21 protein-coding genes and 1 pseudogene are annotated in these 25,726 nt (G+C 63.2%); 18 read left to right on the forward strand and 4 right to left on the reverse strand.

The features are described 5' to 3' along the window. From AA0Z93_RS16200 to AA0Z93_RS16215, 4 genes are all read left to right on the forward strand, one after another. Positions 1-1,551 carry a 2-oxo acid dehydrogenase subunit E2 gene (locus AA0Z93_RS16200; RefSeq protein ID WP_413047915.1) on the forward strand — a complete coding sequence of 517 codons (1,551 nt, stop codon included), beginning with the start codon at positions 1-3 and terminating at the stop codon, positions 1,549-1,551. Between the two features lie 9 nt (positions 1,552-1,560). Continuing rightward, on the forward strand, positions 1,561-2,958 hold the full coding sequence (gene lpdA, locus AA0Z93_RS16205; RefSeq protein WP_413047914.1) for a dihydrolipoyl dehydrogenase: 1,398 nt from the start codon (positions 1,561-1,563) through the stop codon (positions 2,956-2,958). 55 nt (positions 2,959-3,013) lie between these two features. Next, positions 3,014-3,772 carry an SDR family NAD(P)-dependent oxidoreductase gene (locus AA0Z93_RS16210; RefSeq protein ID WP_413047913.1) on the forward strand — a complete coding sequence of 253 codons (759 nt, stop codon included), beginning with the start codon at positions 3,014-3,016 and terminating at the stop codon, positions 3,770-3,772. 191 nt (positions 3,773-3,963) lie between these two features. Then, on the forward strand, positions 3,964-4,236 hold the full coding sequence (locus AA0Z93_RS16215) for a hypothetical protein (RefSeq protein ID WP_413047912.1): 273 nt from the start codon (positions 3,964-3,966) through the stop codon (positions 4,234-4,236). 132 nt (positions 4,237-4,368) lie between these two features. Here the strand turns inward: AA0Z93_RS16215 and AA0Z93_RS16220 are convergent, their stop codons facing one another. From AA0Z93_RS16220 to AA0Z93_RS16230, 3 genes and pseudogenes are all read right to left on the reverse strand, one after another. Next, positions 4,369-5,154: a sulfite exporter TauE/SafE family protein gene (locus AA0Z93_RS16220; RefSeq protein ID WP_413047911.1), complete on the reverse strand. Its 786-nt coding sequence runs from the start codon at positions 5,152-5,154 to the stop codon at positions 4,369-4,371. Between the two features lie 300 nt (positions 5,155-5,454). Continuing rightward, positions 5,455-6,195 (reverse strand): methyl-accepting chemotaxis protein, encoded by a 741-nt coding sequence (locus AA0Z93_RS16225; protein ID WP_413048418.1) that lies wholly within the window; start codon positions 6,193-6,195, stop codon positions 5,455-5,457. Positions 6,196-6,312: 117 nt separating this feature from the next. Beyond that, positions 6,313-7,356 (reverse strand): annotated as a pseudogene (locus AA0Z93_RS16230) (cache domain-containing protein); the annotation flags it as partial. Between the two features lie 325 nt (positions 7,357-7,681). On the opposite strand from AA0Z93_RS16230, the gene AA0Z93_RS16235 reads away from it, so the two are divergent. The 4 genes from AA0Z93_RS16235 (at position 7,682) to AA0Z93_RS16250 (ending at position 10,792) form a co-directional block, all read left to right on the forward strand. After that, positions 7,682-9,145 carry a PLP-dependent aminotransferase family protein gene (locus AA0Z93_RS16235; RefSeq protein WP_313741244.1) on the forward strand — a complete coding sequence of 488 codons (1,464 nt, stop codon included), beginning with the start codon at positions 7,682-7,684 and terminating at the stop codon, positions 9,143-9,145. Between the two features lie 83 nt (positions 9,146-9,228). Beyond that, positions 9,229-9,759 carry a hypothetical protein gene (locus AA0Z93_RS16240; RefSeq protein ID WP_413048417.1) on the forward strand — a complete coding sequence of 177 codons (531 nt, stop codon included), beginning with the start codon at positions 9,229-9,231 and terminating at the stop codon, positions 9,757-9,759. Positions 9,760-9,898: 139 nt separating this feature from the next. Continuing rightward, positions 9,899-10,153 carry a YkgJ family cysteine cluster protein gene (locus tag AA0Z93_RS16245; RefSeq protein ID WP_413047910.1) on the forward strand — a complete coding sequence of 85 codons (255 nt, stop codon included), beginning with the start codon at positions 9,899-9,901 and terminating at the stop codon, positions 10,151-10,153. Positions 10,154-10,186: 33 nt separating this feature from the next. After that, positions 10,187-10,792, forward strand: a complete 606-nt coding sequence (locus AA0Z93_RS16250) for an START domain-containing protein (protein ID WP_413048416.1) — start codon at positions 10,187-10,189, stop codon at positions 10,790-10,792. Between the two features lie 90 nt (positions 10,793-10,882). On the opposite strand, the gene gltA is transcribed toward AA0Z93_RS16250, so the two are convergent. Next, positions 10,883-12,172, reverse strand: coding sequence for a citrate synthase (gltA, locus tag AA0Z93_RS16255; RefSeq protein WP_413047909.1), 1,290 nt, complete (start codon positions 12,170-12,172; stop codon positions 10,883-10,885). Between the two features lie 352 nt (positions 12,173-12,524). Here gltA and sdhC point away from each other — a divergent pair, with 352 nt between their 5' ends. The 10 genes from sdhC (at position 12,525) to brnQ (ending at position 25,569) form a co-directional block, all read left to right on the forward strand. Then, positions 12,525-12,911, forward strand: coding sequence for a succinate dehydrogenase, cytochrome b556 subunit (sdhC, locus tag AA0Z93_RS16260; protein ID WP_296263809.1), 387 nt, complete (start codon positions 12,525-12,527; stop codon positions 12,909-12,911). Further along, the gene (gene sdhD / locus AA0Z93_RS16265; protein WP_043863140.1) at positions 12,905-13,273 is read left to right on the forward strand and encodes a succinate dehydrogenase, hydrophobic membrane anchor protein; all 369 of its coding nucleotides are present in this window, start codon (positions 12,905-12,907) and stop codon (positions 13,271-13,273) included. Before sdhC ends, sdhD begins: the two co-directional genes overlap by 7 nt. Positions 13,274-13,276: 3 nt before the next feature. Continuing rightward, entirely contained in the window at positions 13,277-15,049 is a 1,773-nt protein-coding gene (sdhA, locus tag AA0Z93_RS16270) for a succinate dehydrogenase flavoprotein subunit (protein WP_413047908.1), read from the forward strand. Positions 15,050-15,061: 12 nt separating this feature from the next. After that, the gene (locus AA0Z93_RS16275) at positions 15,062-15,766 is read left to right on the forward strand and encodes a succinate dehydrogenase iron-sulfur subunit (protein ID WP_296263814.1); all 705 of its coding nucleotides are present in this window, start codon (positions 15,062-15,064) and stop codon (positions 15,764-15,766) included. A gap of 247 nt (positions 15,767-16,013) precedes the next feature. Further along, entirely contained in the window at positions 16,014-18,845 is a 2,832-nt protein-coding gene (locus tag AA0Z93_RS16280; RefSeq protein ID WP_296263816.1) for a 2-oxoglutarate dehydrogenase E1 component, read from the forward strand. A gap of 40 nt (positions 18,846-18,885) precedes the next feature. Further along, positions 18,886-20,139, forward strand: coding sequence for a 2-oxoglutarate dehydrogenase complex dihydrolipoyllysine-residue succinyltransferase (gene odhB, locus AA0Z93_RS16285; RefSeq protein ID WP_413047907.1), 1,254 nt, complete (start codon positions 18,886-18,888; stop codon positions 20,137-20,139). 96 nt (positions 20,140-20,235) lie between these two features. Then, positions 20,236-21,672, forward strand: a complete 1,437-nt coding sequence (lpdA, locus tag AA0Z93_RS16290; RefSeq protein WP_296263820.1) for a dihydrolipoyl dehydrogenase — start codon at positions 20,236-20,238, stop codon at positions 21,670-21,672. A gap of 172 nt (positions 21,673-21,844) precedes the next feature. Further along, on the forward strand, positions 21,845-23,011 hold the full coding sequence (gene sucC, locus AA0Z93_RS16295; protein WP_296263821.1) for an ADP-forming succinate--CoA ligase subunit beta: 1,167 nt from the start codon (positions 21,845-21,847) through the stop codon (positions 23,009-23,011). Further along, positions 23,011-23,895, forward strand: coding sequence for a succinate--CoA ligase subunit alpha (gene sucD / locus AA0Z93_RS16300; RefSeq protein WP_296263823.1), 885 nt, complete (start codon positions 23,011-23,013; stop codon positions 23,893-23,895). Before sucC ends, sucD begins: the two co-directional genes overlap by 1 nt. Positions 23,896-24,255: 360 nt before the next feature. Further along, positions 24,256-25,569 carry a branched-chain amino acid transport system II carrier protein gene (brnQ, locus tag AA0Z93_RS16305; RefSeq protein WP_413047906.1) on the forward strand — a complete coding sequence of 438 codons (1,314 nt, stop codon included), beginning with the start codon at positions 24,256-24,258 and terminating at the stop codon, positions 25,567-25,569. The last annotated feature ends 157 nt before the right edge of the window (positions 25,570-25,726 follow it).

Raw genomic sequence — 25,726 nt, forward strand, 5'->3', positions numbered from 1 at the left:
ATGAGTGAGATCCGCGCGATCGAAGTGCCCAAATGGGGGCTGTCGATGGAGGAGGGCACGCTGACCAGCTGGCTGATCGAAGAGGGCGCTGCCTTCGCCGAGCAGCAGGAGGTGTGCGAAATCGAAACCAGCAAGATCGCCAACGTGCTGCAGGTGCCGTTCGCCGGGGTGTTGCGGCGCAAAGTGGCACAGCCCGGTGACACCATCGCGGTCGGCGGCGTGCTGGGCGTGGTGGCCGAGGCTTCGGTCAGCGAGGCCGAGATCGATGCTTATTTGGCCCAGCGGGGTGGTGCGCCGGCCGTGGCTGACGCGGCGCCGTCCGTGGCGCCGGAGGCGATGGCAGCGCATGCGGATGCCCAGGCGGGCAAGCACGCCCAAGGCAACGATCCGTCTCGGCCCGCATTTGCCGGCGCTCGAGCGCAGCCGGCGTCCGCCCCTGCCGAAGCCGACTGGCAGATCCCCCAGGCCTTGCGCGGGGTCAGTGCGGAGGATACCTTCGCCACGCCCCATGCCCTCAAGCTGGCCGCCCAGCTCGGCCTCGACCTGGGCCAGGTGGCTGGCTCGGGCCGGGACGCTCGGATCAGCGTCGCCGACATCGAGGCCGCTGTGCGCGCCGCCGGCGGTCGGGTCGCCAGCCGTGCGCCCGTACACAAGGCCACACAGCCGGCAGCATCGCGCGCCGACGACAGCCAGGTCGCCGCCACGCCCCTGGCCCGGCGTCTGGCCCAGCAATGGGGCATCAACCTGCACGATTGTCGCGCCACCGGCAGCCGTGGCCGGGTGTGCAAGGCAGACGTGCAGGCCCAACGCAGCACCGTCGCGCCGTCGCCGAGCAGCGCTGCGCAGCCTGCCAGCGCGGCCGCAGCGTTCGACACCCTGCCCATGAACGGCATGCGCAAGGCCATCGCGGCGCGCTTGCAGGCTTCCAAACGTGAAGCGCCGCATTTCCGCCTGCATGCCGATTTCGACCTGGAACGTTTGCTGGCGCTGCGCAGTGAAATCAACGCCGCGGTGCCGGCGGTCAAGCTGTCGGTCAACGACCTGTTGATCAAGGCCTGCGCCCAGGCGCTGGTGGAGGTGCCTGGGGTCAACGTGCAGTACGACGCCGAGCGCCAGGAGATCCGCCGCTATGCCGATGCCGACATCGCCGTTGCGGTGGCGCTGGACGGCGGTCTCATCACGCCGATCGTACGCCAGGCCAACCGCAAGCGCCTGGCCGAGGTGTCGGCCGAAATGCTCGCCCTGGCCACTCAGGCCAAGGCCGGCACACTCAAGCCCGAGCAGTTCCAGGGCGGCACCTTCAGCCTGTCCAACCTGGGCATGCTGGGCGTGCGCCGGTTCGACGCCATCATCAACCCGCCGCAAGGCGCGATCCTCGCCATCGGCGCAGGCGAACAGCGGGTGGTGGTGCACGAGGGGCAACCGGCGGTGCGCATGCAGATGAGCGTGACCCTGTCGTGCGACCATCGGGTGATCGACGGGGCGCTGGGCGCGGCCTTCCTCAACGCGCTCAAGCAGCGGGTGGAAAATCCCACCCTGATGCTGGTCTAGGAGGCCGCCATGCACGACACATTCGATGTATTGATCGTCGGCGGCGGGCCCGGTGGCTACGTGGCGGCGATCCGCGCGGCGCAGCTGGGCCTGCGCACCGCGCTGGTGGAAAAGCAGCACCTGGGCGGCATCTGCCTGAACTGGGGCTGCATTCCCACCAAGGCCATGCTCAAGGGTGCCGAGGTGGCGCACACCCTGCGCCACCTCGGCACCTTCGGCTTCAGCGCCGACAACGTGCAGTTCGACATTCGCACCTTGGTGGCGCACAGCCGCCAAGTGTCCACCACCCTCACGGGCGGGATCGCCCATCTGCTGAAGAAGAACGGGGTGACGCTGCTCGAAGGGCGCGCCCGGCTGACCGGCAAGGGGCAGGTCAGCGTGTCCTCGGCCGAAGGCGAACAGGCGTTGCGGGCCAAGCACGTCATCCTCGCCACCGGCGCCCGCCCGCGGCCGCTGCCGGGCCTGGTACCGGACGGCGAACGGATCTGGAGCTATTTCGAGGCGCTGGTGCCGCAGCAGGTGCCAGCCTCACTGCTGGTGGTCGGTTCCGGCGCGATCGGTGTGGAGTTCGCCAGTCTCTATGCCGACCTCGGTAGCGCCGTGACCCTGGTGGAACTGGCAGGGCAGATCCTGCCCGCCGAAGACCACGAGGTGGCCGGCCTGGTCCAGCGCGAGTTCGCCCGGCGCGGAATCCGGGTGCTGACCCAGACGAGCGTCGGTGCCGTGCGCAGCGAGGGCGAACAGGTGCACTGCAGCGTGCGGCTGGCCGATGGCCGCGAAGAGCGGCTCAGCGTCGAACGCGTGCTGCTCGCAGCGGGTATCCAAGCCAACAGCGAAGACCTTGGCCTCGAGGCGCTGGGGGTGGAGATCGAGCGCGGGTTCGTCAAGACCGATGCCTGGTGCCGCACCAACGTGGCCGGCCTCTACGCCATCGGTGACGTCGCCGGTGCGCCGTGCCTGGCGCACAAGGCCAGCCACGAAGGGGTGCTGTGCGTGGAGAAACTGGCCGGGGTGGACGGCGTGCATCCGCTCGACAAGGCCTTCGTGCCCGGCTGCACCTACGCCCGGCCCCAGGTCGCCAGCCTGGGCCTGACCGAGGCAGCGGCGCGGGCCACCGGCAGATCGTTGAAAATCGGGCGCTTCGACTACCAGGCCAACGGCAAGGCCTTGGCCATGGGCGAGGCGCAAGGTTTCGTGAAGACCCTCTTCGATGCCGACAGCGGCGAGCTGCTCGGCGCGCACATGGTCGGCCCGGAAGTAACCGAGCAGATTCAGGGCTTCGGTATCGCCCACGCGCTGGAGGCCACCGAACAGGCCCTGGGTCAGGTGGTGTTCGCCCACCCGACCTTGAGCGAGGCCATGCACGAGGCGGTCCTGGCCGCCAGTGGCCGGGCCTTGCACCGGTAACCCCCGTACGGCGCCAGCGGGCGCCGTGCCCATTCGTTCGCACAAGGACACCGCGATGCTTCGATTCCACGACAAAGTCGTATTGGTCACCGGCGCCGCCGCCGGTATTGGCGAAGCCACGGCGCGACGCTTCGCCGGGGAGGGCGCGCAGGTGGTACTGGCCGACTGGAACCTGGCCAAAGCCCAGGCCGTAGCCTCCGAGCTGCCGGCCGAGCGCGTCCTGGCCTTGCAAGTGGACGTCTCGGACCTGGCGTCGGTGCAACGGATGGTCGAGGCCACCGTGGCGCGCTTCGGCGGGTTGGACGTGCTGGTCAACAACGCAGGCGTGCACATCCCCGGCACCACGCTTGAGACCAGCGAGGCCGACTGGCGCAAGATCGCTTCGGTGAACATCGACGGGGTGATCTTCTGCAGCAAGTTGGCCCTGCCGCACTTGATCGAGCGCCGCGGCAATATCGTCAGCACGGCTTCGGTGTCGGGCCTGGGCGGGGACTGGGGCGCGGCTTTCTACTGCGCCAGCAAGGGTGCGGTAGTCAACTACACCCGCGCACTGGCGCTCGACCACGGCGCCCAGGGCGTGCGCGCCAATGCGGTGTGCCCGAGCCTGACCCGCACGGCGATGACCTGGGGCTGGGAGCAGTCGATCCGCGACAGGTTCAACGAGCGCATTCCCTTGCAGCGCGAAGCCTTGCCCAGCGAAGTGGCCGCGGTGATCGCCTTCCTGGCCAGCGACGACGCCAGCTTCGTCAACGGCGTCAACCTGCCGGTGGACGGCGGCGTGACGGCCTCGGACGGTCAGCCCAAAGTGTCCTGAGCAGCGAGTGGGGCCGTTGCGTTGCAGGGGGCGGCGGGGGTTTTCGCCCCACCGAGGGCGACGACGAGAGCTGGCTGGGCCGTGTGTATCACTTTTCGCCCGGCGAAGACCTGCCCCCCGGACGCTAGCGGCCAGCCCATGCTGCCCATCGCCCGGTCGAACGCGACTGCCCGTCGCGGGATGGCGGCGGCGTGCCGCTGGAGCTGGAGCGCGAAGTCCTGGCGCGGATGCATGCGGGCGAAAGAGAGAGCTATTACGACCTCACCACCCACCGCTACGAGCACAAGTTCGGCGGCTTCCCGTCGTTCTGCCAGGCCGGTGTCGAACCGGAGAAGGGCTTCGAGTTCGTGTTCCAGGTGTCGTCCGACGCCAAGATCAACCTGAACGTGGTCGAGGGTGGCAGCCTGCTGTTCTGCAGGCACCGGGAGTCGGGTGAGTGGGCGTTTTACTACGACTTCTATTGAGGTGCCTCATTCACGGATCGACCTGCGCTGAAGGGAAGCTGACAGCGACCCGGGTCGCCTATCAGCCACGCACGGGGCTCGAGGGGGTGTGCGACTGAAGTGAGTGGGCCGCAATATCGGTCACCCGCTGCCTTAGAACGCCAACTTGCACCCGATCAAAAGCAGCATGCCAGCCAGGCAAGGGCGCAAGACCGCATCGGAAATCCGCCCGGTCAGGTGGCTGCCCAGGTAGATGCCTGGCAAAGAGCCCAGCAGCAGGTAACCCAGCAACGACCAATCCATGTTGCCCATGCTCGCATGGCCCAGGCCCGCCACCAGCGTCAGCGGCACGGCGTGGGCGATCTCGGTGCCTACCAGGCGGCGGGTGACCAGGAAGGGATAGAGCAGGAACAACGCCACCGTACCGAGGGCGCCGGCACCGATGGACGTCAGCGTGACCATGATGCCCAACACCACCCCGGTGACCACCGTGAGGACGTTCAGCGTACGTTCGCTCAAATGGTAGCGGTCGCCGGCATGGCGGCTGGCGAAGGCTTGCAGGCGCGACTTGAGCAGGATGGCCAGCGCGGTGAGGATCAGCACCGCCGCCAGGCCTTGCTTGATCACCGCATTGAGCGCCGAGGTGTCGGCATGCAGGGTGCTGAGGAACCACAGGGTCAGCGCCGCCGCCGGCACGCTGCCGAGGCTGAGCCAGCCTGTGATCTTCCAGTCGATGTTCTTGTTGCGGCCATGTACCCAGACGCCACTGGCTTTGGTGATGGCGGCATAGAGGAGGTCAGTGCCTACGGCGGTTGCCGGGTTGATGCCGAACCAGAGCAGGATCGGCGTCATCAAGGAGCCGCCGCCGACGCCGGTCATGCCGACGATGAAACCTACGATCAAGCCTGCGATGGTGAAACCGAAAGAACCTACATCCATACGTTACTCGACTGCCCAACTATGCCCGTTATCGGATGGCAGCCAGCATATAGATTGTTTTTATAGCGAAATAGACTTCTTGGTTATGAGGTTATAACCGCAGCCCACATCCTTATTCCTGCAACTCAGGTGCATGCGCCCGCTGTACCGTGCGTTTGTAGGGGCACGCCGACGGGTCTGTTGCGTATCGGGGGATTTCCCAGATGGCGCTTGCGGCAACACCCCTGCGCGTCACCTCGGCAAAGAAGACGGCTCGGGGACGCACCCGGCACACCGGGCACGACCCTACGAGGGTGCAGATCAGATGCGGAAACTGCCCACCAGATGCTTGAGCCGCCCAGCCTGCTGGCTCAGGGCATCACAATGACGCAGCGTTTCGTTGAGGTTTTCCACGCCCTGCTGGTTGAGCGCGTTGATCTGCGTGATATCGAGGTTGAGGCTCTCGACCACGGCGGTCTGTTCCTCGGTGGCAGTGGCCACGGACTGGTTCATGCCATCGATTTCGCCGATGCGCGAGGTCACGCTGGCCAGGCGCTCGCCGGCCTCGTTGGCCACCTGCACGGTCTGTTCGCTGGACACCTGGCTGGCATGCATGGTGTGCACCGCTTCGCGCGAGCCCACTTGCAGGCTGGTGATCATGCGGTGGATTTCCTCGGCCGACTCCTGGGTGCGGTGGGCCAGGTTGCGCACTTCGTCGGCGACCACGGCGAAGCCACGGCCGGCCTCACCGGCACGGGCCGCTTCGATGGCGGCGTTGAGCGCCAGCAGGTTGGTCTGTTGCGAGATGCCCTTGATCACGTCGAGGATCTTGCCGATGTCGTCGGTACTCGCGTTGAGCACTTCGATCTGCTGGCACGATTCGCTGATCTTCTGCGACAGGCTGGTCATGGCGCTGATGGCCTCGTCGACCACCTGGCGCCCGCCGTTGGCCTGCTCGCTGGCGCCACTGGCGTGTTGCGAAGCGTCGGCGGCGTTGCGGGCGATCTCCTGGGTGGCGGCGCCCAGCTCGTTGATCGCAGCAGCGACGCTATTGGTGCGCATGCTCTGCTCCTCAGAGCCCGAGATCGAAGCGTTCGAGGAGTTGACCACCTGCTCGGACAGGTCGTGCACTTGGCGCGTCGCCGAGGCCACTTCGCTGATCGAGGTATGGATACGCTCCACGAAACGGTTGAACGATTCGGCCACTTCGCCGAACTCGTCCTGCTGCTGCACCACCAGACGCCGGGTGAGGTCGCCCTCGCCGTCGGCGATGTCGCGCATGGCGCGGCCCATGACGGTCAGGGGGCGCATCAGCACCGGGATCAGCAGGCCCAGCAAGGCGATGATGGCGACGACCGCCACCAGCATGGCGACGATGGCCGAAGTGCGGAATTTGCCGAGGGCTGCGTAGGCTTTTTCCTTGTCGATCGACAGGCCGATGTACCACTGCGCAGAGGGCAGACCGCTGACCGGGGCGAAGGTGATCAGCCGTTCGCTGCCGTTGAGGGAGACGTCCTGCAACCTGTCGTTGAGGGTCAAGGTGCCGGTGTAGATGTCTTTGAGGTTCTTCATCACCAGGCTCTTGTCGGGACTGACGATGACCTGGCCTTCGCGGTCCACCAGGAAGGCATGGCCGATGCCGCCGAAGTCCACCGAGTTGATGATCTCCACCAGGGTGTCGAGGGTCAGATCGCCACCGACCACGCCCAGCAGTTCGTTGCTGGTCTTGCTTTTCACCGGCGTGGCGATGGTCACCACCATGCCGCCCACGGCGCCTTCATATGGCGGCGTCAGCACGGTCTGGCCGGCCTGGGCGGCGGCGCCGTACCAAGGGCGCTTGCGCGGGTCGTAGTCGGCCGGCATGGTCACATCGGGGCGCTGGGTGAATACGCCATTGGCCTGCCCCAGGTAAGTGAAGAGGAAATTGCGGGTATAGGAAGGCTGGTCGACGAGACCGCCCAGGGTGTCACCGGTGCCTTGCTGAGCGATGTCCTGGGCCAGGTTCTCCAGCACCAGGATGCGGCCGCTCATCCAGTTCTGCACGCTGCTGGCAGTCAGGGCGCCAGACTGGCGCATCGAAGTTTCCAGATTCTGCGTGATGGTATTGCGCTGCAAATAATCGTTGTAGAGCGTGAACAATGCGAACGCGAGGACCACGATCGCGCACGCGCTCAGGAGAATCTTGTGGCGAAACTTCAGGTTCATGTTTCGAGACCTTGCCATTAAAAGGGAGGTGCCGCGCTACGGCGCGCGGGCAGTGCCTGTCTGCTCAACTATCGGCCTGCCAGGACATTGTCTGAGCGGCCAGCGCACAAGACTTTATCCTCGGGCGACGAACGGTCAAGCGCTGTTTGGGGGCGGTCGGCGGGGTCGTCCATCGGACGCTTCTGCAAAGGCTGCGAAACACGCTACAAAAGCTGGCCGTCTCCGGCTGTGCAGGTGAATAATCGAGCATCTGTCCCCATACACTTTGCAACTGTTACGGTATCCTGAAGCCGGCGCTGCGCCAGACAAGAACAATGACACTCGTGATCCGAGAATCCGCCCCATGACCAACCTGTTGCTCTACCAGCGAATCGCCCAGCAATTGGCCGAAGACATTCGCCGCGGTGTCTATCAACCGGGCGAGCGCGTGCCCTCGGTGCGCAAGATGAGCGCCCAGCTCAATGTCAGCCATGCGACGGTATTGCAGGCGTATGCCAACCTCGAGGACCAGGGGCTGATCCGGGCTCGCCCGCAGTCGGGCTACTACGTGCACCAGACTCCGGCGTTGACCGCGCCCACACCGGACATCGCCCGGGTCGAACGACCGGGGTTGGTGACGCGGGCGAGCATCATCCAGCAAGTGCTGGCCGAAGCGCGGCGCGATGGGGTGTATGCGTTCGGCGCCGCCGTGCCGCATGTCGACTATCTGCCGGTGCGTGCCTTGCACCAGCAGTTGGCCAAGGTCACGCGCTTCCACAGCCCGCGGGCCTTCAGCTACATGTTCAGCCCCGGCTTCGAACCGCTGCGCCGGCAGATCGCCATTCGCATGCGCGATGCCGGGGTACTGGTCGACCCTCGAGAGGTGGTGGTCACCCATGGTTGCGTGGATGCGCTGCAGATGGCTTTGCGCGTGCTGACCCGCCCCGGCGATCTGATCGCCGCCGAGTCGCCGACCTACTACGGGTTGTTGCAGTTGGCCGACCTGCTGGGTTTGAAAGTCATCGAGATTCCCAGCGACCCATCCACGGGTATCAGCCTCGAAGCCTTGCAACTGGCGGCCAACCAATGGTCGATCAAGGCCCTGGTGCTGACCGCGCGCCTGAGCAATCCGCTGGGCGGCACCATACCCGAAGAGCGGCAGAAGCAATTGTTGCGTCTGGCCTCGGACTTCGACATCCAGATCGTCGAGGACGACATCTACGGCGAACTGATGTTCGAGCAGGGGCGTACCAAGGCTTTGAAGGCGTTCGATCGCCTGGACCGGGTCATCTATTGCTCGAGCTTTTCCAAGACCTTGTCGCCGGGCGTGCGGGTAGGGTGGATGATCCCGGGGCGCTATCAGGACGAGGTGCAGCGCTTGCAGACCTTCACCACTCATTCGGCGTGCAGCGTGACGCAGATGGCCGTGGCGTCCTACCTGGAAAACGGCGGTTACGACCGCCATCTGCGCTACATCCGTCAGGAATACCGCAAGAATCTCAGCGCCTATCAACTGGCCGTGCAACAGCATTTTCCGGAGGGGACGCAGATGACGCGGCCCACCGGGGGCTTCATTCTGTGGGTCAGCCTGCCGGGGCGCGTCAACACGCAAGAGCTGCATGTGCGGGCGCTGGAGCAGGGCATCAGCATCGCGCCTGGCCTGATTTTCAGCAACACCGAGCAATTCAACCACTGCATCCGCCTCAATTGCGGCATTCCATGGAACAACGAGTCCGAGCGTGCAGTCATTACCCTGGGCCTGCTGGCCCAACAGCTGTGCAAGGAGGCCGCCGGCACGCTGTATCGTTCACTGCCCGAAACGTCTTGAGAACAGCTGGGCTGCTTCATGCAGTGCCGTTGGGTTTCGAGGCTTTGTGGATGCGATGCAGGCTTGTCAGGCCGTTGGGTAAGGTGGAGCATGTCCACATCGCTATCACGGTATGGTTGCCGATGGAAATTCTACGTCGTATCGCATGGGTGCTCCTCTTGGCACCGCTTGGGCTGACCGTGCACAGCGTGCAGGCGGCGCAGTCGTCGGCGCAGCCTGCAAGCGGTGCGGTGTCTTCGAGCGCAGCGCCGGCCAAAGCTGCGGCCAAGCCTTCGGTCAAGGCCAAAGCCAAGGCCAGGAAGCCAGTCAGAAAGCATCGCACGGCTGCGAAAGCGGCTGCCAAGGACACCGGTACCCGCGTGCCCGACCGAATCGATTTGAGTTTGCCCAAAGATATGGTCAAGCAACTCAAGCCAGAGGTGGACACCTCGCCGACGGCAAAAACCGTGCAAACGCCCCTGCTGCCCGCCATGTTCCCGGACACGCCCAATGGCAACGACAGCAGCTTCCAGCTCAATGGGCGCCTGATCAGCAACGAAATGCAATTACAATTGCGCAATGACAGCCGCCGCGACCTCGAAGGCGCCGCCATCGAGTTTCAATTCCGTCAATAGGCCTATGGCGCTCAGCATGAACCTGCTGAACTGACTGCTCGGTCACGGCAGGTTATTGCTGATCGGTAATTTCAAACGTCCGTTTGAGCCGCTACTATCCAGGCCACGCTCGCCATTTTTTCCAGGAGTTCGATCGTCCATGAATTGCCGTGAGGGCTGCGGCGCCTGCTGCATCGCCCCGTCCATCAGTTCCGCCATTCCCGGCATGCCCAACGGCAAACCGGCCGGCGTGCGCTGCCTGCACCTTTCCGTGGTCAACCTGTGCGGCCTGTTCGGGCTGCCCGAGCGACCTGCGGTATGCGGTGGTTTCAAGGCCGAGGCTGAGGTGTGCGGCACTGACCGGGAAGACGCGATCAGGATCATCGGCTGGTTGGAGAAAGTCACGGCGGCGTAAGCGAGTGGATCATCGACAATAAGGAACAACATGATGAGATCGATCAAGCGTATTGCTCTGCTGTGTGGCATCGGCGCATTGCTGGCACCCCTGGCCCAGGCGCAAACCTGGCAGGTCGCCAAGGACGAGGAGGGGATCAAGGTGTCTCTGAGCGAAGTGGCCGGCTCCAAGTACAAAGCCTACAAAGGGGAAACGCTCATCAAGGCGCCGTTGGCCAAGGTGCTCGCCGTACAGGAAGACGTCGCCGGCGCCTGCGCCTGGGTGCATGAATGCAAGATGCAGAAACTGCTCAAGCACGAAGGCGACCAGACCTGGACCTACACCCAGTTCAACACGCCCTGGCCGGTGACCCCGCGCGACTCGGTGTTGCGCATCACCACCTCCAAAGGCGCCGATGGCAGCGTGACGCGACAGATCGAGGAGGCGCCCACGTTGCTGCCGGAAGAAAAAGGCTTCGTGCGTGTGGCTCAAGTGGAGGGGTTCTGGAAGATGGTGCCTGAAGGCGGGGGCACCCGCGTCACCTATCAGGTGCATACCGAGCCGGGCGGCAGCGTGCCTTCTTGGCTGGCCAACAAGTTCGTGGTCGATGCGCCGTTCAATACCCTCAAGCACCTGCGTGAGCGCGTCGAGCGGCCCTGAGCGGCCGGGCAATGAAAAAGCCGGAACCCTCATCGGGTTCCGGCTTTTTCGTTTGGCCCGCATCGACGGGCCAGCGATGCCGAAGACAGCTTAGGTGCGGTCGTTCAGCTCGGTGAGGTCGCGTTTTTGCTCGCCGGTGTACAGCTGGCGCGGACGGCCGATCTTGTACGGGCTGGAGAGCATTTCCTTCCAGTGCGAGATCCAGCCGACGGTCCGCGCCAAGGCGAAGATGACGGTGAACATGCTGGTTGGAATGCCGATGGCCTTGAGGATGATCCCCGAGTAGAAGTCGACGTTCGGGTACAGCGAGCGCTCGATGAAGTACGGATCGGTAAGGGCGATCTCTTCCAGGCGCATGGCCAGTTCCAACTGCGGATCATCCTTGATGCCCAGCTCGCGCAGCACTTCGTCGCAGGTCTGCTTCATCACGGTGGCACGCGGGTCGCGGTTCTTGTACACGCGGTGGCCGAAGCCCATCAGCTTGAACGGATCGTTCTTGTCCTTGGCCTTGGCGATGAAGGTGTCGATGTTCGACACATCGCCGATTTCATCGAGCATGGTCAGAACGGCTTCGTTGGCGCCGCCGTGTGCCGGGCCCCACAGCGCGGCGATGCCGGCGGCGATGCAGGCGAACGGGTTGGCTCCGGACGAACCGGCCAGGCGTACGGTGGACGTGGACGCGTTCTGCTCGTGGTCGGCGTGCAGGATGAAGATGCGGTCCATGGCCTTGGCCAGCACCGGGCTGATCGGTTTGATCTCGCACGGGGTGTTGAACATCATGTGCAGGAAGTTTTCGGCGTAGGTCAGGTCATTGCGCGGGTACATCATGGGCTGGCCCATGGAGTACTTGTAGACCATCGCGGCGAGGGTCGGCATCTTCGCGACCAGACGCACGGCGGAAATTTCCCGGTGCTGCGGGTTATTGATGTCGAGCGAGTCATGGTAGAAGGCCGACAGCGCGCCGACCACGCCGCACATCACGGCCATGGGGTGGGCGTCGCGGCGGAAACCGTTGAAGAAGGTTTTCAACTGCTCGTGAACCATGGTGTGGTTCTTGACGTTGCTGACGAACTTGGCTTTCTGCTCGGCATTGGGCAATTCGCCGTTGAGCAGCAGATAGCAGGTTTCCAGGTAATCGGACTTCTCGGCCAGTTGCTCGATGGGATAACCCCGGTGCAACAACACGCCTTTGTCACCGTCGATGTAGGTGATCTTCGACTCGCAGGCGGCGGTTGCCATGAAGCCTGGGTCGAAGGTGAAGTGGCCGGATGCCCCCAACCCGCGGACGTCGATGACATCTGGACCCACGGTGCCGGTTAAAATCGGCAGGTCGACGGGGGCAGTGCCCTCGATGATCAACTGCGCTTTTTTGTCAGCCATGTGGCCTCCTATTAATGCTTGAAATCATCTGACAGACCCCCCACGCAGGGCCCGCACCACTATAGAGGGATAAATTCATATGTCAATTTGCCTAAAGGCTGCTTGAAACCTCGCTCAAGCCTTGTTTTTTCAGGGATTTCCCGCCCGTTTACGCCTTTTGCGGGCAGATGGCAATGCGCTCTTTGGGCGAGTCCCTCACGTTGTCATGAGCAGCCTAACTGTCTATACTCGGCAGCCGACTCCCAAGGGCTTTCCCTGGCCCGCTTCGATGGGTGTCGTGCTCTCTGAATGGTGGGTACCTGACCAGTACACTTACCAACAACTTTGCCCTGCTTGCTAGGGGCTCTTCAGTGTGAAAAAAGCCGTGAAAAGCCAACGACCTGTAAACCTAGACCTAAGGACCATCAAACTCCCCATTACCGGCGTAACGTCATTTCTTCACCGCGTCTCCGGCATCATTCTGTTCCTCGGCCTGGGCATCATGCTTTATGCATTGTCCAACTCGCTCGAGTCGGCAGATGGCTTCGACGAAGTGAAGGCATACATGACCAGCCCGCTGGCCAAGTTCGTGGCGTGGGGCTTGCTGTCTGCCCTGCTGTATCACCTGGTTGCCGGTGTGCGCCACTTGATCATGGACATGGGCGTCGGTGAAACGCTGGAAGGCGGAAAGCTGGGCTCGAAAATCATCATCGCCATTTCCGTGGTGCTGATCGTGCTGGCAGGAGTTTGGATATGGTAACCAACGTCACGAACCTTTCGCGTTCGGGCCTCTATGACTGGATGGCGCAGCGTGTTTCTGCGGTCGTTCTCGCGGCTTATTTCATTTTCCTGATCGGATACCTCGTCGCGCACCCGGGCATCGACTATGCCCAGTGGCACGCGCTGTTCTCCCACAATGCGATGCGTATCTTCAGTCTGCTTGCCCTCGTGGCCCTCGGCGCTCACGCCTGGGTCGGCATGTGGACCATTGCCACCGACTACCTGACGCCGATGGCGCTGGGCAAATCGGCCACGGCGGTACGTTTCCTGTTCCAGGCGGTCTGCGGCGTCGCGATGTTCGCGTACTTCGTCTGGGGTGTACAGATTCTCTGGGGTATCTGATTCATGGCTAGTGTTCCTACTATTTCCTTCGACGCCATCATCATCGGTGGCGGCGGCGCCGGCATGCGCGCAGCGCTGCAGCTGGCCCAGGGCGGTCACAAGACTGCCGTGATCACCAAGGTCTTCCCGACCCGGTCGCACACCGTGTCCGCCCAGGGCGGCATCACCTGTGCCATCGCCTCGGCCGACCCGAACGACGACTGGCGCTGGCACATGTACGACACCGTCAAGGGCTCCGACTACATCGGCGACCAGGACGCGATCGAATACATGTGTCAGGAAGGCCCGGCCGCCGTGTTCGAGCTGGACCACATGGGTCTGCCGTTCTCGCGTACCGAAACCGGCCGCATCTATCAGCGTCCGTTCGGTGGCCAGTCCAAGGACTTCGGCAAGGGCGGCCAAGCGGCCCGTACCTGCGCCGCGTCCGACCGTACCGGTCACGCGCTGCTGCACACCTTGTACCAGGGCAACCTGAAAGCCGGCACCACGTTCCTCAACGAGTACTACGCAGTCGATCTGGTGAAGAACCAGGACGGCGCGTTCGTGGGTGTGATCGCCATCTGCATCGAAACTGGCGAAACCCTGTACATCAAGGCCAAGGCCACCGTACTGGCCACCGGCGGCGCTGGCCGTATCTACGCCTCGACCACCAACGCCCTGATCAACACCGGCGACGGTGTCGGCATGGCGCTGCGTGCAGGCGTGCCGGTGCAGGACATCGAAATGTGGCAGTTCCACCCGACCGGCATCGCCGGCGCCGGTGTGCTGGTCACCGAGGGTTGCCGCGGCGAGGGTGGTTACCTGATCAACGCCCACGGCGAACGCTTCATGGAGCGCTACGCGCCGAACGCCAAAGACCTGGCCGGCCGCGACGTGGTCGCCCGTTCCATGGTCAAGGAAATCATCGCCGGCAACGGCGTGGGCCCGAACAAGGACCACGTACTGCTCAAGCTCGACCACCTCGGCGAGGAAGTGCTGCACAGCCGCCTGCCAGGCATCTGCGAGCTGTCCAAGACCTTCGCCCACGTCGACCCTGTGGTCGCTCCGGTGCCGGTCGTTCCGACCTGCCACTACATGATGGGCGGCGTGGCCACCAACATTCATGGCCAGGCCATCACCATGGACGCCGACGGCGTCGACCACATCATTCCGGGTCTGTTCGCCGTGGGTGAAGTGGCGTGCGTATCGGTCCACGGCGCCAACCGCCTGGGCGGCAACTCGCTGCTCGACCTGGTGGTGTTCGGTCGTGCCGCCGGTCTGCACCTGGAGAAGGCGCTGAGCGAAGGTATCGAATACCGCGATGCCAGCGACACCGACGTCGATGTCGCGCTGAACCGTCTGGCCAAGCTCAACGAGCGCACCACCGGCGAAGACGTGGCTACCCTCAAGCGCGAACTGCAAAGCTGCATGCAGAACTACTTCGGCGTGTTCCGCACCGGCGAATACATGCAGAAGGGTATCGCCCAGCTGCAGGATCTGCGTGAACGAATCGCCAACGTCAAGATCAATGACAAGTCGCAAGCGTTCAACACCGCGCGCATCGAAGCGCTGGAGCTGCAAAACCTGCTGGAAGTTGCCGAAGCGACCGCCATTGCGGCCGAAGCGCGTAAAGAGTCCCGCGGTGCCCATGCCCGTGAAGACTTCGAGGACCGCGACGACGAGAACTGGCTGTGCCACACCCTGTACTACCCGGGTGAGAAGCGCGTAGCCAAGCGCGGCGTCAATTTCGCGCCGAAGACCGTACCGGCCTTCGAGCCTAAAGTCCGGACTTACTAAGAGGTGGCCGACATGTTGAAAGTTGAAGTGTATCGCTACAACCCGGATACCGATTCGGCGCCGAAGACTCAGGTGTTCGACGTCGACACCGGTGGCAAGGACTTGATGGTGCTGGACGTGCTGGCGCTGATCAAAGAACAGGACGAAGGTTTCTCCTACCGCCGTTCCTGCCGCGAAGGGGTCTGTGGCTCCGACGGCATGAACATCAACGGCAAGAACGGCCTGGCCTGCATCACGCCGCTGTCGGCCGTGGTCAAGGGCAACAAGCTGGTGGTTCGCCCACTGCCTGGCCTGCCGGTGATCCGCGACCTGGTCGTGGACATGAGCATCTTCTACAAGCAATACGAGAAGGTGAAGCCGTTCCTGCAGAACGATACGCCGGCGCCTGCCATCGAGCGTCTGCAATCGCCGGAAGAGCGCGAGAAGCTCGACGGGCTGTACGAGTGCATCCTGTGCGCCTGCTGCTCCACTTCGTGCCCGTCGTTCTGGTGGAACCCCGACAAGTTCCTCGGCCCCGCCGCCTTGCTGCAGGCCTACCGTTTCCTGGCCGACAGTCGCGACACCAAGACCCAGGAGCGTCTGGCCTCGCTGGACGATCCGTTCAGCGTGTTCCGCTGCCGCGGCATCATGAACTGCGTGAACGTCTGCCCGAAAGGTCTGAACCCGACCAAGGCGATCGGCCACGTGCGCAACATGCTGCTGCACAGCGGTACCTGATCCAGCAATAGATGCAACCGCAAGACACCGACGTGCGGGTCGCAAGGCCCGCATCGAAGTGAAACTCGGGCAAGAGCTGACAAGGCTCGCGCTCTTACCTATGAAGATATGAGACCAGCAGGGGCTTCCGGGCTGGTACCCGGAAAATCTGCAGGATCTTCGGTAGCGTGGTTCGGCCGCGGTATTGGGCTTTGCCACGAACATCGAGGCGCTTGCCGATCAGTCCCCTAACCGAGGGTGACCAAGCATGCAAGAAAGCGTGATGCAGCGCATGTGGGATAGCGCCCACCTTTCAGGTGGTAACGCTGCATATGTGGAAGAGCTCTACGAACTCTACCTGCACGACCCTAACGCTGTGCCAGAAGAGTGGCGCACCTACTTCCAGAAGTTGCCCGCCGACGGCAGCACCGCTACCGACGTATCGCACTCGACGATCCGCGACCATTTCGTGCTACTGGCAAAGAACCAGCGCCGCGCCCAACCGGTCTCCGCCGGGAGCGTGAGCAGTGAACACGAGAAGAAGCAGGTTGAAGTACTGCGACTGATCCAGGCCTATCGCATGCGCGGTCATCAGGCTGCCAAGCTCGACCCCTTGGGGTTGTGGCAGCGTCCCGTGCCCGTAGACCTGTCGATCAATCACTACGGCTTGACCAGTGCCGATCTCGATACGACCTTCCGTGCCGGCGACCTGTTCATCGGCAAAGAGGAGGCGAGCCTACGCGAAATCCAGGAGGCCTTGGAGAAGACATATTGTCGCACCATCGGCGCCGAGTTCACCCACATCGTCGATTCCGAGCAGCGCAGCTGGTTCCAGCAGCGTCTGGAAAGCGTGCGTGGCCGTCCTGATTTCTCCGCTGACGTGCAGGCCCACCTGCTCGAGCGCGTCACTGCCGGCGAGGGCCTGGAGAAATACCTGGGCACCAAATACCCCGGCACCAAGCGTTTCGGCCTTGAAGGTGGCGAGAGCCTGATCCCGATGCTGGACGAGATGATCCAGCGCTCCGGCTCCTACGGCACCAAGGAAGTGGTCATCGGCATGGCCCACCGTGGCCGCCTCAACGTGCTGGTCAACACCTTCGGCAAGAGCCCGCGCGAGCTGTTCGACGAGTTCGAAGGCAAGAAGATGAACGAGCTGGGCTCGGGTGACGTGAAATACCACCAGGGCTTCTCGTCGAACGTGATGACCAGCGGCGGCGAAGTCCACCTGGCCATGGCGTTCAACCCGTCCCACCTGGAAATCGTCTCGCCCGTGGTCGAGGGTTCGGTGCGCGCCCGTCAGGACCGCCGCAACGACAAGACCGGCGACAAGGTATTGCCGATCTCCATCCATGGCGATGCGGCCTTCGCCGGCCAAGGCGTGGTGCTGGAAACCTTCCAGATGTCGCAGACCCGCGGTTTCAAGACCGGCGGCACCGTGCACATCGTCATCAACAACCAGGTCGGCTTCACCATCAGCAACCCGCTGGACTCGCGTTCCACCGAGTACTGCACCGACGTCGCCAAGATGATCCAGGCGCCGATCCTGCACGTGAACGGCGACGATCCGGAAGCCGTGCTGTTCGTCACCCAACTGGCCATCGACTACCGCATGCAGTTCAAGCGTGACGTGGTCGTCGATCTGGTCTGCTACCGCCGTCGCGGCCACAACGAGGCCGACGAGCCGAGCGGCACCCAGCCGCTGATGTACCAGCAGATCACCAAGCAGCGCACCACACGCGAGCTGTACGCCGAGAAACTGATCCAGGCCGGTCGCATCGATGCCGAGCGCGCCCAGGCCAAGATCGACGAGTACCGCAACGCACTGGACAACGGCCTGCACGTGGTCAAGAGCCTGGTCAAGGAGCCGAACCGCGAACTGTTCGTCGACTGGCGTCCGTACCTGGGCCACGCCTGGACCGCGCGTCACGACACCCGTTTCGACCTCAAGACCTTGCAGGACCTGTCGGCCAAGCTGCTCGAACTGCCGGAAGGCTTCGTCGTGCAGCGCCAGGTGTCGAAGATCTACGAAGACCGCCAGAAGATGCAGGTTGGCGGCTTGTCGATCAACTGGGGCTACGCCGAAACCATGGCCTACGCCACGTTGATTTTCGAAGGCCACCCGATCCGTATCACCGGCCAGGACGTGGGCCGCGGCACCTTCTCGCACCGCCATGCGGCGCTGCACAACCAGAAGGACGCCAGCACCTACCTGCCGTTGCAGAACCTCTATCCGGGCCAGCCGAAGTTCGACCTCTACGACTCCTTGCTGTCGGAAGAAGCCGTCCTGGCGTTCGAATACGGTTACTCGACCACCCAGCCCAATGCGTTGGTGATCTGGGAAGCGCAGTTCGGCGACTTCGCCAACGGCGCGCAAGTGGTGATCGACCAGTTCATCACCAGCGGCGAGCACAAGTGGGGCCGTCTGTGCGGCTTGACCATGCTGCTGCCACATGGCTACGAAGGGCAGGGGCCGGAGCACTCCTCCGCGCGTCTGGAACGTTACCTGCAGTTGTGCGCCGAGCACAACATCCAGGTGTGCGTACCGACCACGCCAGCCCAGATCTACCACCTGCTGCGCCGTCAGGTCATCCGTCCGCTGCGCAAGCCGCTGGTGGTGCTGACGCCCAAGTCGCTGCTGCGCCACAAGCTGGCCATCTCGACCCTGGAAGATCTGGCCGAAGGCTCGTTCCAGACCGTGATCCCGGAAATCGATACCCTGGATCCGTCCAAGGTCGAGCGCATCGTGCTGTGCAGCGGCAAGGTCTACTACGACCTGCTGGAAAAACGCCGTGCCGAAGGCCGTGAAGACATCGCCATCGTGCGTCTGGAGCAGCTGTATCCGTTCCCGGAAGACGATCTGGTCGAGATTCTGGCGCCGTACACCAACCTCAAGGCCGCCGTGTGGTGTCAGGAAGAGCCGATGAACCAAGGCGCCTGGTATAGCAGCCAGCATCACATGCGTCGCATTCTGGGTCGCCACAACCAGGCGCTGACCCTCGAATACGCCGGCCGTGACGCGTCTGCCGCGCCTGCCTGTGGTTACGCTTCCATCCACGCCGAGCAGCAAGAGAAATTGCTGAACGCCGCGTTCACCGTCTAACGCTTCGCGCACTGAAACCGAATTTAAGGAAACACTGCTAATGGCTATCGAGATCAAAGCCCCAACCTTCCCGGAATCGGTCGCCGACGGCACCGTCGCCACCTGGCACAAGCAGCCGGGCGACGCCGTCAAGCGTGACGAGCTGATCGTCGACATCGAAACCGACAAGGTCGTTCTGGAAGTGCTGGCCACCGCCGACGGCGTGCTGGGCGACATCGTCAAAGGCGAGGGCGATACCGTCCTGTCCGACGAAGTGCTGGGTTCTATCGTGGAAGGTGGCGCCGCAGCGCCTGCCCCTGCGGCGGCCGCCGCACCGGGTGCCACCGCACCGGGTGCCGCCGCACCGGGTGCCGCTCCAGCCGCCGCCGGCAGCGATGCCGGTGAAGACGATCCGGTCGCCGCACCTGCCGCGCGCAAGCTGGCCGAAGAAAACGGCATCGATCTGGCTACCGTTTCCGGTACCGGCAAAGGCGGTCGCGTGACCAAGGAAGACATGGTCGCCGCCATCGCCAACAAGAAGTCCGCGCCGGCCGCAGCGCCCGCTGCCAAGCCTGCCGCCGCCGCTGCCCCGGTCGTCACCGCTGCCGGTGATCGCACCGAGAAGCGTGTGCCGATGACCCGCCTGCGCGCCAAGATCGCCGAGCGCCTGGTCGAGGCCCAGTCGAACATGGCCATGCTGACCACCTTCAACGAAGTGGACATGACCGAAGTCATGGCCCTGCGCTCGAAGTACAAGGACCTGTTCGAGAAGACCCACAACGGTGTACGTCTGGGCTTCATGTCGTTCTTCGTCAAGGCTGCCACCGAAGCGCTGAAGCGCTTCCCGGCCGTCAACGCCTCGATCGACGGTAACGACATCGTCTACCACGGCTTCGCCGACGTCGGTGTGGCCGTGTCCAGCGATCGTGGCCTGGTGGTGCCGGTACTGCGCAACGCCGAATCCATGAGCCTGGCCGAAATCGAAAACGGCATCGCCACCTTCGGCAAGAAGGCCCGCGACGGCAAGCTGTCGATCGAAGAGATGACCGGCGGCACCTTCACCATCACCAACGGTGGTACCTTCGGTTCGATGATGTCGACGCCGATCGTCAACCCACCGCAAGCCGCGATTCTCGGCATGCACAACATCATCCAGCGCCCCATGGCGGTCAACGGCCAAGTGGCCATCCGCCCGATGATGTACCTGGCGCTGTCTTACGACCACCGTCTGATCGATGGCAAGGAGGCCGTGACCTTCCTCGTCACCATCAAGAACCTGCTCGAAGATCCGTCTCGCCTGCTGCTGGACATCTAATCCCCGAGCTGCCCGCCGCACACTACAAGCTTCATGTAGAAGCCTGTAGTCTTGCGGCCGGTGGCTCGTAGCTTGAAGCTGATTAAGGAATCTTTTATGACCCAGAAATTCGACGTTGTTGTGATTGGTGCAGGTCCTGGCGGCTACGTGGCCGCCATCAAGGCCGCCCAACTCGGTCTGAAGACTGCCTGCATCGAAAAATACACCGATGGCGAAGGCAAGCTGGCGCTGGGCGGTACCTGCCTGAACGTCGGTTGCATTCCCTCCAAGGCGCTGCTCGACAGTTCCTGGAAGTACAAGGAAGCCAAGGAGAGCTTCAACGTTCACGGCATTTCCACTGGCGAAGTGAAAATGGACGTGCCGGCGATGGTCGGCCGCAAGGCCAACATCGTCAAGAACCTCACCGGCGGCGTTGCGACCCTGTTCAAGGCCAACGGCGTGACCTCGATCCAAGGCCACGGCAAGCTGTTGGCCGGCAAGAAAGTCGAAGTCACCAAGCCCGACGGCAGCACCGAGATCGTCGAAGCCGACAACGTGATCCTGGCTTCCGGCTCGCGCCCGATCGACATTCCACCAGCGCCGGTCGACCAGAAAGTCATCGTCGACTCCACCGGTGCCCTGGAATTCCAGAGCGTGCCCAAACGTCTGGGCGTGATCGGTGCCGGTGTCATCGGCCTGGAGCTGGGTTCGGTCTGGTCGCGCCTTGGCGCCCAGGTCACCGTGCTCGAAGCGCTGGACACCTTCCTGATGGCGGCCGACACCGCAGTCTCCAAGGAAGCCCAGAAAATCCTGACCAAGCAAGGTCTGGACATCAAGATGGGCGCGCGCGTCACTGGCTCCAGCGTCAATGGCGACGAAGTCGAAGTCACCTACACCGATGCCAACGGCGAACAGAAGATCGTCTTCGATCGTCTGATCGTGGCCGTGGGCCGTCGTCCGGTCACCACCGAGCTGCTGGCCTCCGATTCGGGCGTCAACATCGACGAGCGTGGCTACATCTACGTCGACGACCAGTGCGCCACCAGCGTCCCGGGCGTATACGCCATCGGTGACGTGGTGCGCGGCCTGATGCTGGCGCACAAGGCCTCGGAAGAGGGCATCATGGTCGTCGAGCGCATCAAGGGCCACAAGGCCCAGATGAACTACGACCTGATCCCGTCCGTGATCTACACCCACCCGGAAATCGCCTGGGTGGGCAAGACCGAGCAGACCCTCAAGGCCGAAGGCGTTGAAGTGAATGTCGGTACCTTCCCGTTCGCAGCCAGCGGCCGTGCCATGGCGGCCAACGACACCGGCGGTTTCGTCAAGGTCATCGCCGATGCCAAGACCGACCGCGTACTGGGCGTGCACGTGATCGGCCCATCGGCTGCCGAACTGGTACAGCAGGGCGCGATCGCCATGGAATTCGGCACCAGCGCCGAGGACCTGGGCATGATGGTCTTCAGCCATCCGACCCTGTCCGAAGCCTTGCACGAAGCTGCACTGGCCGTGAATGGCGGTGCCATCCACGTCGCCAACCGTAAGAAGCGTTAACTATAAGAAACCACGGCGGGCTGCCCGTCGTGAGTCTTGCGTGCACGACTCACCGCGGAACGTTCGCCGGACCAGGCCACCGGGATCACCCGGGGGCTGAGGGTCACAGGTGGCGCGGCACCGGAAACGGCGCAGCGCCGAAGCGCAGTACCTAACGAAGACGGTAAAAAGCATGAATCTTCACGAGTATCAGGGCAAACAGCTGTTCGCTGAGTATGGCCTGCCAGTATCCAAGGGTTTCGCAGTCGATACCCCTGAGGCTGCAGCAGAAGCCTGCGACAAGATCGGTGGTTCGGAGTGGGTCGTCAAAGCCCAGGTCCACGCCGGCGGTCGCGGTAAAGCGGGCGGCGTCAAGCTGGTTCGCAGCAAGGAAGACGCCAAGGCGTTCGCCGCACAATGGTTGGGCAAGAACCTGGTGACCTACCAGACCGACGCGAACGGCCAGCCCGTTTCCAAGATTCTGGTCGAATCCTGCACCGACATCGCCAAAGAGCTGTACCTGGGCGCTGTGGTAGACCGTTCGAGCCGTCGCATCGTGTTCATGGCTTCCACCGAAGGTGGCGTGGACATCGAGAAAGTCGCGCACGAAACCCCCGAGAAGATCATCAAGGCGACCATCGATCCGCTGGTCGGCGCACAGCCGTTCCAGGGCCGCGAGCTGGCTTTCCAGCTGGGCCTGGAAGGCAAGCAAGTCACCCAGTTCGCGAAAATCTTCGTCGGTCTGGCCAAGCTGTTCCAGGACCATGACCTGGCCCTGCTGGAAGTCAACCCGCTGGTCATCAAGGCCGACGGCGACCTGCACTGCCTCGATGCCAAGCTGAACATCGACGCCAACGCCATGTACCGTCAGCCCAAGCTGAAGACCTTCCACGACCCGTCGCAAGACGACGCCCGTGAAGCCCACGCTGCCAAGTTCGAACTGAACTACGTCGCGCTGGAAGGCAACATCGGCTGCATGGTCAACGGTGCCGGCCTGGCCATGGGTACCATGGACATCGTCAACCTGCACGGCGGCAAGCCAGCCAACTTCCTCGACGTAGGTGGCGGCGCAACCAAAGAGCGCGTAACCGAAGCCTTCAAGATCATTCTGTCCGACAGCAATGTCGCGGCCGTTCTGGTCAACATCTTCGGCGGTATCGTTCGTTGCGACATGATTGCCGAAGGCATCATCGGCGCGGTGAAGGAAGTCGGCGTGAAAGTACCGGTTGTCGTCCGTCTGGAAGGCAACAACGCTGAACTCGGCGCCAAAGTACTGGCAGAAAGCGGTTTGAACATCATTGCTGCAACCAGCCTGACCGACGCTGCTCAACAAGTTGTCAAAGCTGCGGAGGGCAAGTAATGAGCGTCCTGATCAATAAAGACACCAAAGTCATCTGCCAGGGCTTCACCGGCTCGCAGGGCACCTTCCACTCCGAGCAAGCCATCGCCTACGGCACCAAGATGGTCGGCGGCGTGACCCCAGGCAAAGGTGGCACCACCCACCTGGGCCTGCCGGTGTTCAACACCGTCAAGGAAGCCGTCGAAACCACCGGCGCCGACGCTTCGGTCATCTACGTTCCGGCACCGTTCTGCAAGGACTCGATCCTGGAAGCGGCCTTCGCTGGCATCAAGCTGATCGTCTGCATCACCGAAGGCATCCCGACCCTCGACATGCTGGACGCCAAGGTCAAGTGCGACGAACTGGGCGTGACCCTGATCGGCCCTAACTGCCCAGGCGTCATCACCCCGGGCGAGTGCAAGATCGGCATCATGCCCGGCCACATCCACTTGCCAGGCAAGGTCGGTATCGTATCGCGTTCCGGCACCCTGACCTACGAAGCGGTCAAGCAGACCACCGACGCCGGTTTCGGCCAGTCGACCTGCGTGGGCATCGGCGGCGACCCGATCCCAGGCTCGAACTTCATCGACATTCTCAAGCTGTTCCAGGAAGACCCGCAGACCGAAGCGATCGTCATGATCGGCGAGATCGGCGGTTCGGCTGAAGAAGAGGCGGCTGCCTACATCAAGGCCAACGTCACCAAACCAGTCGTTTCCTACATCGCCGGCGTTACCGCGCCTGCGGGCAAGCGCATGGGCCACGCTGGCGCCATCATCTCCGGCGGCAAAGGCACTGCGGACGAAAAATTCGCCGCTCTGCAAGACGCCGGTGTGAAAACCGTGCGTTCCCTGGCCGACATCGGCAAGGCCTTGGCCGAGCTGACCGGTTGGGAAGTGAAGCGCTAATACGCTGACGCCCCCACGCGGCACAGAAACCACCTTCGGGTGGTTTTTGTGTTTTTGCAGGTCATACACCTGGCCGATCGACAGCATAGGAATTTTCGTACAGACGTTGGACCATTAGGCGGGTAACTTTCCTACACGTCTGGTCGTTTAGACGACAAGAACAGTCGCCTATCGGACAGGGTGGCGGGGCGCCGTGTGTTTTCCCGGCAAATTGGTTAACCTACGCGCCATTTTGTGCCCGATCCCCAAAAGGGACCGACACGCTAAACGGGTCTGGCTCATCACGCCGGGCAGCATTTCCCTCATCCCTAGGGCAATCCCTTCTCGACTCCCGATTTCAGCAGTGTGGTACTTCCCTAAATGAAAGTGTTAAAAGGCCAGGACATCCTGGCGCTTGGCTTCATGACGTTCGCCCTGTTCGTAGGCGCGGGCAACATCATCTTCCCGCCCATCGTCGGTCTGCAAGCTGGCCCCAACGTGTGGATGGCCGCTTTGGGCTTCCTGGTCACGGCCGTGGGCCTGCCGGTCATCACCGTGGTCGCGCTGGCCAAGGTCGGTGGCGGCATGGACGCGCTGAGCAGCCCGATCGGCAAGTTCTTCGGCGGCTTGCTGGCAGCGGTGTGCTACCTGTCGGTAGGCCCGCTGTTCGCCACTCCGCGCACCGCCACCGTCTCGTTCGAGGTGGGTGTGGCGCCGCTGACGGGTGAAAGCCCGCTGGCGTTGTTCATCTACAGCCTGGTCTACTTCCTGATCGTGCTGGCCGTGTCGATGTATCCCGGCAAGCTGCTCGATACCGTGGGCCGCTTCCTGGCGCCACTGAAGATCGTCGCCCTGGCCGCGCTCGGCATCGCCGCCTTCGCATTGCCGGCAGGCGACATCGGTGATGCGCAGCAGGCCTACGTGGCTTCGCCGTTCTCCCAGGGCTTCATCAGCGGATACCTGACCATGGATACCCTGGGCGCGCTGGTGTTCGGCATCGTCATCGTCAACGCCATCCGCTCGCGTGGCGTCGAGTCGCCCAAGCTGATCACTCGCTACGCCATCATCGCCGGCCTGATCGCCGGGGTGGGCCTGGCGCTGGTGTACATCAGCCTGTTCCGCCTGGGTGCGGGGAGTCACGACATCGCCATGGGGGCCAGCAATGGCGCCGCGGTATTGCACGCTTACGTGCAGCACACCTTCGGCTCGCTGGGCAGCGGCTTCCTGGCAGTGCTGATCGCCTTGGCCTGCCTGGTCACGGCCGTCGGCCTGACCTGCGCGTGCGCCGAGTACTTCAGTCAGATTCTGCCGGTGTCCTACCGTGCGCTGGTGGTGATTCTGGCCGGCTTCTCGTTGCTGGTGTCGAATCTGGGTCTGACCAAGCTGATCATGTTCTCCATTCCGGTGCTAACGGCGATCTACCCGCCTTGCATCGTGATGGTGGCCTTGAGCTTCGTCAAAGGCCTGTTCAATTCGCCAGCGCGCGTGCTCGGCCCGGTGATGCTGGTATCGCTGGTATTCGGCATCATCGACGCCATCAAAGGCAGCAGCCTGGCGCATTACCTGCCGGACTTCGCCGCCAACCTGCCGCTGAGCGAGCAGGGCCTGGCCTGGCTGGTGCCTTCGCTGGCCGCCCTGGTGGTGTGTTTCGCGGTGGATCGCATGCTCGGTCAGTCGCAAGAAGCCTTGGCCTGAAGCCCCTTGGCAAGCCGGGATTCATGACCGCTTGCTCGATGTGAAGAAACCCCGCAGTGTGCTGCGGGGTTTTTTATCTGCGCGCAAAAGCGTGCCTTTTTGCCACAGCGAACGTCGAACAGCGGTCTATAACTGTGCATCGTTCATCGTTCGAGGC

Source organism: Pseudomonas phoenicis, assembly GCF_047302395.1.
Lineage (GTDB): Bacteria > Pseudomonadota > Gammaproteobacteria > Pseudomonadales > Pseudomonadaceae > Aquipseudomonas.

Coding starts and splice junctions, on each gene's coding strand:
- AA0Z93_RS16200 (WP_413047915.1), top strand. CDS start 1: ATGAGTGAGATCCGCGCGATCGAAGTGCCCAAATGGGGGCTGTCGATG.
- lpdA (WP_413047914.1), top strand. CDS start 1,561: ATGCACGACACATTCGATGTATTGATCGTCGGCGGCGGGCCCGGTGGC.
- AA0Z93_RS16210 (WP_413047913.1), top strand. CDS start 3,014: ATGCTTCGATTCCACGACAAAGTCGTATTGGTCACCGGCGCCGCCGCC.
- AA0Z93_RS16220 (WP_413047911.1), bottom strand. CDS start 5,154: ATGGATGTAGGTTCTTTCGGTTTCACCATCGCAGGCTTGATCGTAGGT.
- AA0Z93_RS16225 (WP_413048418.1), bottom strand. CDS start 6,195: ATGCGCACCAATAGCGTCGCTGCTGCGATCAACGAGCTGGGCGCCGCC.
- AA0Z93_RS16235 (WP_313741244.1), top strand. CDS start 7,682: ATGACCAACCTGTTGCTCTACCAGCGAATCGCCCAGCAATTGGCCGAA.
- AA0Z93_RS16245 (WP_413047910.1), top strand. CDS start 9,899: ATGAATTGCCGTGAGGGCTGCGGCGCCTGCTGCATCGCCCCGTCCATC.
- AA0Z93_RS16250 (WP_413048416.1), top strand. CDS start 10,187: ATGAGATCGATCAAGCGTATTGCTCTGCTGTGTGGCATCGGCGCATTG.
- gltA (WP_413047909.1), bottom strand. CDS start 12,172: ATGGCTGACAAAAAAGCGCAGTTGATCATCGAGGGCACTGCCCCCGTC.
- sdhD (WP_043863140.1), top strand. CDS start 12,905: ATGGTAACCAACGTCACGAACCTTTCGCGTTCGGGCCTCTATGACTGG.
- sdhA (WP_413047908.1), top strand. CDS start 13,277: ATGGCTAGTGTTCCTACTATTTCCTTCGACGCCATCATCATCGGTGGC.
- AA0Z93_RS16275 (WP_296263814.1), top strand. CDS start 15,062: ATGTTGAAAGTTGAAGTGTATCGCTACAACCCGGATACCGATTCGGCG.
- AA0Z93_RS16280 (WP_296263816.1), top strand. CDS start 16,014: ATGCAAGAAAGCGTGATGCAGCGCATGTGGGATAGCGCCCACCTTTCA.
- odhB (WP_413047907.1), top strand. CDS start 18,886: ATGGCTATCGAGATCAAAGCCCCAACCTTCCCGGAATCGGTCGCCGAC.
- lpdA (WP_296263820.1), top strand. CDS start 20,236: ATGACCCAGAAATTCGACGTTGTTGTGATTGGTGCAGGTCCTGGCGGC.
- sucC (WP_296263821.1), top strand. CDS start 21,845: ATGAATCTTCACGAGTATCAGGGCAAACAGCTGTTCGCTGAGTATGGC.
- sucD (WP_296263823.1), top strand. CDS start 23,011: ATGAGCGTCCTGATCAATAAAGACACCAAAGTCATCTGCCAGGGCTTC.
- brnQ (WP_413047906.1), top strand. CDS start 24,256: ATGAAAGTGTTAAAAGGCCAGGACATCCTGGCGCTTGGCTTCATGACG.